The organism is Armatimonadota bacterium (assembly GCA_020354555.1).
In the GTDB taxonomy this organism is placed as follows: domain Bacteria; phylum Armatimonadota; class Hebobacteria.
On record CP070648.1, the window covers coordinates 4,080,310 to 4,091,179 of the forward strand.

The window sequence follows — 10,870 nt, forward strand, 5'->3', positions numbered from 1 at the left end:
CGGAAACCTGCCGCCGGAAGCCTTCGCCCGGAAACGGCCAGCCAGGTCTCCCGCGCCCGTGCCGGCGGGGCAGGAACTATGCCTGGTAGCATGAAACAGTCTCATTGCAGGTGGATCAAAAACGGGGAGCACCCCCCGGCCCTCAATACTAACATTGGACCTGGACTCGTTCTAGGGGGCAAGGTCAGCCTCGACGGTGCGCGACATCCTGCTACGACCGAGGCTCAAGTCGACGCCGGCGGCTACACCTGTCGTGCAGCGGACACGTGGCGGGCCCGCTCCCAGAGAGATCGTCGCCCGCTATCCCAACCATGTGTGGTCTATGGATATCACGCGCGTGTATCGCTGGGGCTTGTGGCCGACCTCGGTGCTGGTGGCGATAGACCATTTCTCACGCAAAGTGGTCACGGTCACTGCGGCCACTCGTGCGACCGGTGTATGGGTTGCTACAGCCATAAACGTTGCCTTCAGCTCTCATGCGTAGCCGCGGCATGTTATCACTGACCAGGACGCCTGTTTCACGAGTGAGGACTTCGCGGCCATACTCGGGCAGTGTGGAGTGCAGCATCGTTTTGGGGCACTGGGCCGTCACGGCTCGATCTCAGTCACGGAGCGCGTGATACGCACGCTGAAGCAGAAATGGCTCCGCCGCGTGGCGCTCATCCGGGGCATGGATCATCTGGCACAGCTGCTCGACGATTTCGCCACCTACTACAACGAGTGGCGGCCACACATGAGGCTTGAAGGTGCGACTCCAGACTCCGCATGGTGCGGGCGACCATGGATGGCGCCGGGGCGCTCGCACAAGGAAGTCCCGGTACACATCGAGCAACGTCTCTTCTCTGAGGTGCACGTCACCGCGTATCGCCTGCCGCGTGTGACCTGAGCCTCTGTCGGTGCGGCACCAGCAGAGCGGGGCTTTAGGCTGCTCTACGTCACCAACCGGTCGGTGCTACCGCGCGTAGCGACCCCCGTCCTCTGTCAGGCATTCTGCCCGCGCCAGTCTCGACCTCTGGGATCTCCTTCGCTCGCCGAAACCGTCCGTGAATGCCGGTCTCATAGCCGCCTAACCGCTACAACTGGTCGCGCCTTGCGTGACGCCGATGCCGGCCATGTGCGATTAGATGAACATCGCGAGTTTTGGCCATTCGCTTCCTTTTGGTACAATGACGCAATCCAATGCATCTCATCGACGCCGTACTGAAGCCGCCCGCGAAATGGCCACGATAGCGTGCGTGCAGGTTGCCGGGCGAGGTGGTCAGACAGTCTGCGTACTGTGTCGGACCGCCGCCGTGGGGAAGCCGCCCGAGGCCCTTGGTGCGGCAATGTCGCCATCTGCGTTCGCTGTTCCTAGATTCTCGGGGCACGGCAGAACCCGGCCCGGCTCAGCCCGAGGATGCGTCCGCTTCGCGAGTGAAGCCCCAGGACGCGTAGATGGGACGCACGCGAGGGAAAGACCATGCAGGAGGTGAGCATGAGCGAAGCGATCGAATTTCTGATGAAGCATCCGGAGACATACCTGGCCACCGTCGACAACGGGGCCCCTTGGGTCCGGGCAATGCAAATCGCGCGCATCGACGATGAGGGAAGCATCTGGTACGCGACGGCGCTCTCATCAAGCAAGGTCGGGCAGGTTCGTCGGAATCCGCGGGTATGCCTCGCGGTCTGGGCCGATGGGCGGCAATGCCGCGTATTCGGCAGCGCCGAGCTGATCACGGACGCCGCGGTGAAACACCAGCTCTGGGACGACTCCTGGCGCACCTACTTCCGAGCCGAGGAAGACCCGGAGTATGTGCTCCTGAAGGTAGTCCCGGAGCGCGCGGAACTGAGCTAGCAAACGCCGATGCCATCGGCCATGGCTGGTTGCGCGCCAGCGCGGAAGCCCCGGCCTCTGGTTGCCGCACGGGAACGCGGCCTGGCGGTCCGCCGAGGCGCTAGCTGCAGTAATCGAGGCGGTCACGGGACCGATTAGGCGGCCGAGGCTGGGCAACCCTCGCCAGCCCCTTTCGCTCCGGCATTCAGTCCTGTCCCTGCGAGATCGCGCCATCGACCGGGTTCCCATAGCGCTCTTTGAGCAGGCGCACCTCTTCCTCGCACCAAGGGGTGAACCGACGATTCCTGCTCAGCACCAACGCGACCATGTCGTTCCAGCCGATCCACTCGGCCGCGGCGACTTCACTCGGATTAGGCGCCGGCCTGCTTGCTGTAATGCCCACCAGAACCGGGCAGACTTCCCTTTCCAAGATACCGTTGTGGCGCGCGCTGTAACGGTAGTCCGGCAGCGCCTCCCAAGTTCGCACGTCTTTCAGGCCCAGCTCGACGCGAAGGCGCCGTTGGGCGGCTGCCTCGGTCGACTCGCCAGGCAGCGGATGTCCGCAGCAGCTGTTCGACCACTCCAAAGGCCATGTCACCTTGTCGGCACTTCTCTGCTGCAACAGGAGTCTTCCAGACCGGTCGAATACGAAGACGGAAAAACCGCGATGAAGCGGGGTGACCGCCGTGTGCACCGCGCTCTTCGCCGCGGTGCCGACTGCAGCGCCCGCGGTGTCCACCAACACAACTTGTTCGTCCGCCTCGCTAGGGTACGGTGAGAAGCGGTAGGGAACGATCTGGGCAAGCTTGAAGGCGCCAACGGTGAAGAAGAGGGACAGCGCCGCATACGTGCCGGCAGTTCTCAGGACCCCGTCGCGTCCGAACCTTCGCGCCGACACTTCGGCGCTGGTCGAAAGTATGCCGAAGCGAGATTGCCTTGCCGCGCGTCGGATGAACTCGACGTCATCGTAGATGAGGTCCGGCCTGAAACCACCTGCGTGCCTCGCGACGCTGGTCATGGCAATAATGCAGGCTCCCCCGCCACTCGGCAGCACGGACTGCAGGAGCATGAACAGTGTGTTGAACCATACAAAGGTCGCGCGCACCGTGCGTGAGCTTGCGGCGGGCACATATCGCGGGCAGGCGACGCTCAGCCTCCGCTGTCGCATTTCCGATACTGAGCGATCAAGAAAGTCGGGCGCAAGCACTGTGTCTGCATCCACGAAGACGCAGATGTCGCCGCGCGCAGCGTCCAGGCCTGCCTGGCGCTGCCGCCCGACCGGAGGGGCGGAATGCAGTACCCTGACATCTCGCCAGCAGGAGGCAACCGCAACCGTGCGGTCGCAGGAGCCGCCGTCAACGATCACGGTCTCCGTGGCGCGCAGAGTCTGTTGCTCGAGGCATCTCAGCAGGTTGCCGAGAACGGCTTCTTCGTTGAGTACCGGGATAATGACGGTAATGCTAGGTTGTTTCACGTGCGAAGCACCGCGACAAAGAAAGCAGCCATTCCCGCAATGGCGTTCAGCGCGGGGAACAGCCGATAGGCTTGGAGACCCGCGGCAGCTGGGCGCACCATGAGGAGCAAGGGTATCAGGGGATAGCAGATCGCCGCCAGGCCCCAAGGATGGAGAATGCGATATCCGGCGACGAGGACGAAGACAGCAATCCAGAGCGCCGCGCAGACCAGGAGCGAGCCGCGATAACCAAGCGCGCTCGCAGTGGTGCGCAGGCCACTCCGCCGGTCGGTGTCGATGTCAAGCGCTGCTGAAAAGATGTGCATGGCGGCGGTCCAGAGGAACGAGATGGCAATCACCTCTGTGTTCGGCAGCTCGCCCGCAAACTGATGAAAGCCCAGGAAGAGGGGCAGGGCGTACAGGACGTTGGATGCGGCATCAAGCACGGGCGCGGCTTTCAGACGGACAGGCGGCACGCTATATAGGATGGCCAGTGCGATGAACCCGCCCAGCAGGGCCTGCTCGACGTGGCCGCTCAGGACGGCCAACACCGGCAAGGCAAGGAACAACGCCGCGAGCACCGCGCGCAGGACGACGCGCTCTTCGTAGACCTCCAGGACGTGCTCGCTACCTCGCTTGCGCGGGTTTATCCTATCTGCGGTTCCGTCCGCCAGATCGTTGACGCCGTAGAGCAGCACGTTCGCGGGAATTAGGAAGTAGCCGAGACAGACCCAGAAGCGCAGCGTCACGAGGTCCGCGGGGCGTGCGCTGCCAGCAGCGCAACCGACTAGATAGGTGCCTGCAAGGTATAGCCAGAACTTGGGCCGCGAAACCTCCAGGACTAGTGCCGCTGACCCAAGGATCGTCGGCCTAACAGCGCTCACCGCCCACCTCTTAGCCGAAGAGCGTTCCGCAGAGCCGCGAGGAAGACTGTCGCCTTGCGCGGCTTGACTTTGCGCCGGAAAACCACCAACGGGTCGCGCGCGATTACTGCCGCGGTATAATCATGGATGTCGGCGGCGGCACTGATGGCGATCAGATACTGCGGCGGGATGTGCGTGTACCCGCGCTCGGCCTGACCTCGCCAAGCGCGGTAGCGTACGAGCTGCACGCCGATGTAGTCGGCGAACTCGGACGGGTGCGCCACCGCCTCAGCTGCACTCAACTCGCGCAAGCCGTGCTCATGCATCTCGGCAGCTGGCAGGTACTGCCGACCTAGTTCGGTATCCTCACGGACGTCCCGAATGAAGTTGATGTACTGGAACGCGCGGCCAAGTAGTTGCGCGTGCTCAAGGGCGGCATGTGGCAGCTCCATGAGACTCGCCATCATGAGGCCGACGACCTCCGCCGATCCATAGACGTATGATAGCGTCTCCTCAAGCGTCTCATAGCGGTCCTTTGTGAGGTCGAGCTGCATGGTATCCAGGAACGTCTGCGCCCACTGCGGATCGAATCCGTACTCCCGTTCCAGGGCGACGAAAGACCGGACAACGGCAGGCACCTGCTCGGCGCCGGTGCGTGCCGCTGCATACGATTGCCTGAATGCCATGAACCCGCGGACGTCCTGCGGCGTGCTGTCGACATAGTCGTCCGCTTCCCGCACGAAGGCGTACAGCCGGGTGACCTTCTCACGCAGTTCCGCAGGGAAGAACAGGCTGGTGTTGAAAAAAGTCGTGCTGCCCCGCTTGAAGACCTGTGTGAAGCTGCTCTCGGTCATCGGGACGCGCCCCCGACGCGCTTCGCCACGATCTCCGACGACACCAAGGCCATCGCCAGGCCTATGCCCGGATGCGTGTACTGCCCGGTGTAGTAGAGATTCGCGATCCGCTTGCTTCTGTGGGCAGGCCGGAACAGCGCCGTCTGCATGAGGGTATGGCTGAGACCAAGCGCGGTCCCTTGATAGGCGTTGAATTCGGCGACGAAGTCGCGCTGGCTGAACACCCTGCAGACCGCCACATTCTGCCGCAGCGACTCCCCCGTCAGCCTCTCGATCTGCTCGAGCACGCGCGTGGCGTACGCGTCGCGCACATCGTCAGGGTCATCCAGACCGGTGGCTACCGGGATGAGCGCTACCACGTTCTCGCATCCCGGCGGGGCGACCGCATCGTCCGTTCGTGAAGGGCAGCAGAAGTAGTATGACGGGCGTTCGGGCCAACCTGGCGCCTGGAAGATGCTGTTGAAGTGCTCGACCCAATCGTGCTCGAAAAGGAGCGTGTGGTGTTGTAGTCGCGGCAGTCGTTTCCTGATGCCCAGATACATCATGAAAGCCGAGGGAGCAAAGGTGCGGCGTTGCCAGTATCGCTCCGGGTAGGTCCGGTAGCGCCGCTCGAGCAGACTCGTCTCGGCATAGGCGTAGTCGGCGTTGACGACGACCAGGTCTGCCGGGACCTCATCTGCGCCGGCGGCCACAGACACCGCCCGGTTGCCGCGAACACCGATAGAGGTGGCCGCACGGCCGAACTGAAAGGCCGCGCCGTGCTCTGCGGCCAGTGCTCTCAGGCCGTGTACGACTGCCGCGATGCCGCCGCTCGGATACCATACGCCTAGGTTGAAATCGACATGCGCAAGCATCGAGTAGAGCGCGGGCGTGTTCTGCGGCGACCCACCGAGGAAGACCATGCTGTACTCCAGGATCTTGCGAAGCCTTTGGCTTGAGAAGTACCGTGCGGTGTACTTCTCGAGGTTTTCGAAGACGTGAAGCTTGCGGCCCTCCAGCAGAGTGCGGCGGTTGAGGAAGTCCGAGATGCGGCTGAAGTCGCGATAGACGAACTCGTTGAGGGACACCTCATACTCGTGCTTGGCGACCTCAAGGTAGCGACGCATGGCATCGCCGGCGCCAGCCTCCATCGCCTCGAACTGCCGTAGGTTCTCGCTCAAATCGCTTGAAATGTCGATGTAGTCATCGGGGGCAAAGAAGATACGGTAGGAAGGATCGAGGCGCTTGAGTGAGTAGTAGTCTGACGATGCCCTGCCGAACTGAGCGAAGAACCTCTCGAAGACGTCTGGCATGAGGTACCAGGACGGCCCCATGTCGAAACGGAACCCTTCCTGCTCCCAAGATTGGGCCCGTCCTCCGGGAAGGTCATTCTTCTCCAGGACGGTAACGTTCCAGCCGTCTCGCGCCAGGAACGCAGCCACTGAAAGGCCGCCGAAGCCGCTTCCGATGACCACAGCACGTTTGCCGTTGTGGTTGCTCATACCCTGCACCCTCGCGCACCCAACCTGCCGTGGTGCCTGCGGTCTGCCTCAACTCATGCGCCCAAACCAAGCGCGTCGCAGTGGATACGATTCGTCGCCCGGAACCTCATGTCTTCCCCGCAGGCGGCGTTGATATCCTCCGCAGCGAGCTCGCCCCGATCTACAGAAGTCGATGCACTGGTCTCTCACCGTAGGACCATTACTTATCCTGTGAGAAGTCGTCTCTCGGCGTTGCACGAAGGCAGCGAGCGGACTCCCTGCACCTCGCTAGCCTCAAGCGCGCCCTTGCGCCATAACCTCGGCTCATAGTGATCGGTCCGTTCGGTCAGTACACCGGCCGGGGCGGCGCGCGTCTGTCTCGGTCGCGGCTATCGCGCTTTCCCAGCACTCATCAGCCTTCAGCCGAGAGCATCTCCTTAATTGTGACGAAGCGGTATCCACGGGCCCGCGCCCCCGCTATCAGTTGTGGTAGCGCCTCGACCGTCGCCGCACGGTCGCTCGAGCCGACTCTCAATCTGTCGCCGCGAGCGTCGTGAAGGAGAATGATGCAACCCGGGAATAGCCGCGGCGTCACCCTTCTCGCGATCCGATCGGCGTCTCGCAGCCACCAGTCCATGGCGTCGACCGACCACAGCACCATTGTAAGGCCGCGACGGTCCAGAAGCTCGATTAGCCTGCGGTCATACGACCCATAGGGGGGACGGAACAGCCTGGTTGCGCGGCCAGTCGCGCTGGTAGCCGCCTTGGTTGCGGCGTCCACCTGTTGCAGAACGCCGTCGGTTGTCAGCAGGGTCAGGTTAGTGTGGCGGTCAGCGTGGGAGCCGATGCAGTGCCCCTGCGCTGCCGCGCGCAGCAAAAGGTCCGGGTGCTTCCGCGCCTGTTCCCCGACGACGAAGAAGGTCGCCGCAACGTCATGCAGTTGCAGAGTATCCAGGATGGCAGGCGTCCATTCTCTCGAGGGACCGTCATCGAATGTCAGGGCGATCAGGGGATCGCCGACCGCGCCGCGCCGATGAATGAGTCTCCGCATCCGCGGTTCCCGGCCTTCGGAACGGTATGCGCACCTGCAGGCCAGAACGGCAACCGCACTCGAGAGCACTACGAGGCTGGCGGGCAGGAGTAGCGGAGTTTCATTCTCAGGTCTTTGGTTAGCGTACCAGGCTAGCGCTCCAGTTGCCAGCAGACAGCCCGGCACGCACACAACGATAGCCCGGGACACAGCGAACACCCGCACGCGTGCGGCGAACGAGAGCGCGGTCAGGCATGCCGCCGTCAGCCAGAGAAACAGTAGTGTTGTAAGCACAACGTGGCCCATGCCTCGCGCTGCCTGTGAGTTTAGAGTTGCAGGCGGTCAGTGAAGGTGAACCAAGGAGAGAGTAAAAGCAGCCTGCTTTCCGCTATCCTCGGCCCGGTGTCCGCACCTGCTCCGCCTCCAACTGCAAAATGCCTTCCGGCGAGCGATCACAGAAATGCTCCGCGATTCTCTTGATCGGACGAGTAGTGTCGGTCCTCAGCAAACGTGGGACAAATCAGGGGGTGAATTAAGGTACACTCTTGGTGTCGCTGCTCTTGCATCTTGTTTCGTCCGCGCGAGCCGTCGGGAGCGCTCGCGCCGTGCCACATAAGGTCCGTACCTGAAGAGGTCTTCTCCGCGCCAGCATCGCTTCCCTGCGGGCGGAGGAGAATCGGGCGGGAGAAGCGGCGGATGGTGATGGTCGGCGACGTTCCCCGCAGAGGCAAGTCCAAAGGTGTCTCATTGCGATTTGACAGGGGCGCTGTGGCCGAAGTTCACTCAGTTGCCTCAGAGTCAACCGGCAGGTCGCCATGAGTGAAGGTCAGGAAAGGAGCGGAGTGCCCGGCGGTGAGGGGCCGGAGTCTTCTGATGAGCTGGGCCGCATCAGCATTGGGCCACCGATTGTTCAGAATCTCCCAGTAGGCCACATAGTTGACCCCGGCCAACCGACTGGTGTCGCCTCCCTGGACATAGGGGAAACGCTGTGGCTCGCGGACGAACGGGCCCAGCCACTCGTAAGCCATTCGCAAAGAGCGCCCCCGGGGCGATTGGTAGTCGTACAGGTCCACTCCGTTGACTCGGGCGATTTCCGCAGCGATGGTTTGCGGCATGAGCGAGAAGTGGGAGTACCAGATGCCGTGGTCGCCTTCCCGGCCTGGGCTGCCCCGGTTGACCTCGTGGACTAGATGGCCGTCATCCGCGATCTGGGAATCGATCAATTGCTTCCAGCGCTCGACCCCTTTCTCAAACAACGGCAGGTCATCCAGAGAGGCTGCGCAGGAAAGGTGCAGGAGAAGCCCCCAGTTGCCCCAGTTGTTGGCTCTCGCCATCGTATTCATCGGGAGTGCCTTCTCACGGATGTACTTCCGAAAGACGTCTTGCTGAGGCCCCAACCAGCTCGGGGAGCGCCGGAGAAGATCCGCGGCGAAGATGAAGGCAGGGAAGTGATAGCTGAAGCACAGGCAGGAATCGGCCTCCGTACTGAATTCCTGCGTCTCAGTTGCCCAGGCATTCAGCAAGCGCACCGCAGCCGCAGCGTATTTCTCACCTGCCGTGATGCGGTAAGCCAGAGCAAGTGCGTAGGCGGCGTTGGCGTCGTCGCGCAAGGGGTTCTTCGCCCGATTGTGACCCTCTGAATTGACATAGGCCCCGGGAACATACCACTGCCTCGGGGCTTGGGGCTCGCGGCCGAGCGCGACTTCGGCGGCTTTCAACGCCTCGACCCACGCCGAGCACGTAGGCTCCGTCCTGCTATTGACCCTTCTTCTGAGAGTTTCAATCCTCTGGTGCGTAATAAAGACTCCCTTGGCGTGCAGCGAGTTGAAGAAGCTCCCGCCGAGCAAGCAAGAACACACGAGGAACAAGGCGAGGACTGGCACCCAATCGTACATGCTGTCCGCTCTCCACACTCATGAGAGTAACCGGTAGGCTTTTCGCCGGGCCTAGACGGGTTCCCTCGTAGGCAATTTGGCGGGCGCGCGCTGAAGGCCTCAACGGTTGTCGTTGTCAACAGATTCGGCCCCGGCAGCCGCCACGATCCGAAGTAGGGGTAATCACGCCCCATACGAGGAGTGGCGGTCAGCAGCAACACGTGCGGACAACTCCACGTTGTCGCTCCTCAGACAGCATGAAAGGAGAAAGGCGTCCAGGCTTTCCGGCGGCAGAGTGCTGCAGGCCTCCAGCGATCGTTCATGCAAGCGAATGCCGCGCCACAACCCTCCCCATCAGCAGCGCTTTTCTTTGCGCCAGCATCGCTTCCCCGTGGGCGGAGGAGATATCGGGCGGGAGGAGCCGGATAAGGCTGGGGGTGACTGTATCGGATGCAAGCCCAGATGCGTCTCAGTGCGGTTTGACAGGGACATCGTGGACGATCTCAAGCTCGACCGTTGTGCCCGGTTCTATGGACACTGGTTTCGCGTTGGGATCGCGGTCCTCGTGAAGTAGCATGAAGTTCGTACCGACCAGATACCTGCCTGGCGGCACCTCGGCGAAGTCAAAGCTGCCGTCTTCTTCGCATCTAGCGGAACCGCCCCATGTGCCGATTAGTAGCTCACCGACCGGACGAACGTGAACGTGCAGCTCGCCGGGTGGAACATCCCCGTACTTGTCAACCACCTTTCCGCGAATCCTGCCTGTGCCCTCCATGGTGAGTTTCAGCCGCTCGCCAGGCACCTCACAGATCTCGCACGTGGACGTGGCAAGGTGCATCGACGCTGCGCGGCACCTGAGCTGAACGAAACCGACGGGCAGAGAACGGACCTCAAAGCGCCCTTGGGCATCGGTTATTGCCGGGTGGGCATCAACGGACGGATAATCTTGCCCATCTATGCCGAAAATGTCCGTCGCGTGGACCTCAACGCCGCTGATACCGTTGCCTTCCACATCGGTCACGACACCCTTGATACTCGATTCACGCGCGAGGTGCGTCACCAACGTGTGATACGTACTGCCCTTATTCCCATAGGGACCGAGTCGTCGCGACGCGTAGCCGTCCGCCCTCACGGTTATCTCATAGCGGCCTGCCGGTATCTTCTCGATCTGGAATGCACCCAGGTCATCCGCTGTGCCGTGGATTGCGTTCTGACGATCCGCTTGCCCTTCGACCCCAACAAGTGCGATGTGCGCTCCCGGGATCGGCTTCCCAGTGCACATATCGAAGATGTCGCCACGAACCAATCCTCCGCCAACTGGCTGGACCGGAGCTGATTCCTCACGCTTGTCGATCACCACCAGCTGTCCCGGGACCTCAACCCTATCCCATACGATAGCGCCGCCGCCTATATAGACGTCAAGCCTGGGGGCGGGCACAGGCTGGCGTAATGCAGGCTGACGTGATGCACGAAAGCTATCGATCCGGTTGTAGAGCCGATGCCAACGCTCGGGATTCCATACC

General features: G+C 62.3%; 10 protein-coding genes. 2 read left to right on the top strand and 8 right to left on the bottom strand.

Annotated elements, in window-relative coordinates:
* Positions 1–300: 300 nt before the first annotated feature.
* Positions 301–456 (bottom strand): hypothetical protein, encoded by a 156-nt coding sequence (locus tag JSV65_16695; GenBank protein UCH34157.1) that lies wholly within the window; start codon positions 454–456, stop codon positions 301–303.
* 103 nt (positions 457–559) lie between these two features.
* Here JSV65_16695 and JSV65_16700 point away from each other — a divergent pair, with 103 nt between their 5' ends.
* Entirely contained in the window at positions 560–886 is a 327-nt protein-coding gene (locus JSV65_16700) for a transposase (protein UCH34158.1), read from the top strand.
* A 588-nt stretch (positions 887–1,474) separates the two neighbouring features.
* The gene (locus JSV65_16705) at positions 1,475–1,834 is read left to right on the top strand and encodes a pyridoxamine 5'-phosphate oxidase family protein (protein ID UCH34159.1); all 360 of its coding nucleotides are present in this window, start codon (positions 1,475–1,477) and stop codon (positions 1,832–1,834) included.
* A 184-nt stretch (positions 1,835–2,018) separates the two neighbouring features.
* Here the strand turns inward: JSV65_16705 and idi are convergent, their stop codons facing one another.
* From idi to JSV65_16740, 7 genes are all read right to left on the bottom strand, one after another.
* Complete coding sequence (gene idi, locus JSV65_16710) at positions 2,019–3,287, bottom strand: isopentenyl-diphosphate Delta-isomerase (GenBank protein UCH34160.1); 1,269 nt, start codon at positions 3,285–3,287, stop codon at positions 2,019–2,021.
* Entirely contained in the window at positions 3,284–4,150 is an 867-nt protein-coding gene (locus JSV65_16715) for a prenyltransferase (GenBank protein ID UCH34161.1), read from the bottom strand. The genes idi and JSV65_16715 overlap by 4 nt, the downstream gene beginning before the upstream one ends.
* Positions 4,147–4,983 (bottom strand): phytoene/squalene synthase family protein, encoded by an 837-nt coding sequence (locus JSV65_16720; GenBank protein UCH34162.1) that lies wholly within the window; start codon positions 4,981–4,983, stop codon positions 4,147–4,149. The genes JSV65_16715 and JSV65_16720 overlap by 4 nt, the downstream gene beginning before the upstream one ends.
* Positions 4,980–6,464 (bottom strand): phytoene desaturase, encoded by a 1,485-nt coding sequence (gene crtI, locus JSV65_16725; GenBank protein UCH34163.1) that lies wholly within the window; start codon positions 6,462–6,464, stop codon positions 4,980–4,982. The genes JSV65_16720 and crtI overlap by 4 nt, the downstream gene beginning before the upstream one ends.
* Before the next feature lie 391 nt (positions 6,465–6,855).
* Complete coding sequence (locus JSV65_16730; GenBank protein ID UCH34164.1) at positions 6,856–7,494, bottom strand: polysaccharide deacetylase family protein; 639 nt, start codon at positions 7,492–7,494, stop codon at positions 6,856–6,858.
* Positions 7,495–8,252: 758 nt separating this feature from the next.
* Complete coding sequence (locus JSV65_16735) at positions 8,253–9,368, bottom strand: alginate lyase family protein (protein ID UCH34165.1); 1,116 nt, start codon at positions 9,366–9,368, stop codon at positions 8,253–8,255.
* Positions 9,369–9,816: 448 nt separating this feature from the next.
* A partial coding sequence (locus tag JSV65_16740) for a carboxypeptidase regulatory-like domain-containing protein (protein ID UCH34166.1) occupies positions 9,817–10,870 on the bottom strand: 1,054 nt, incomplete at its 5' end.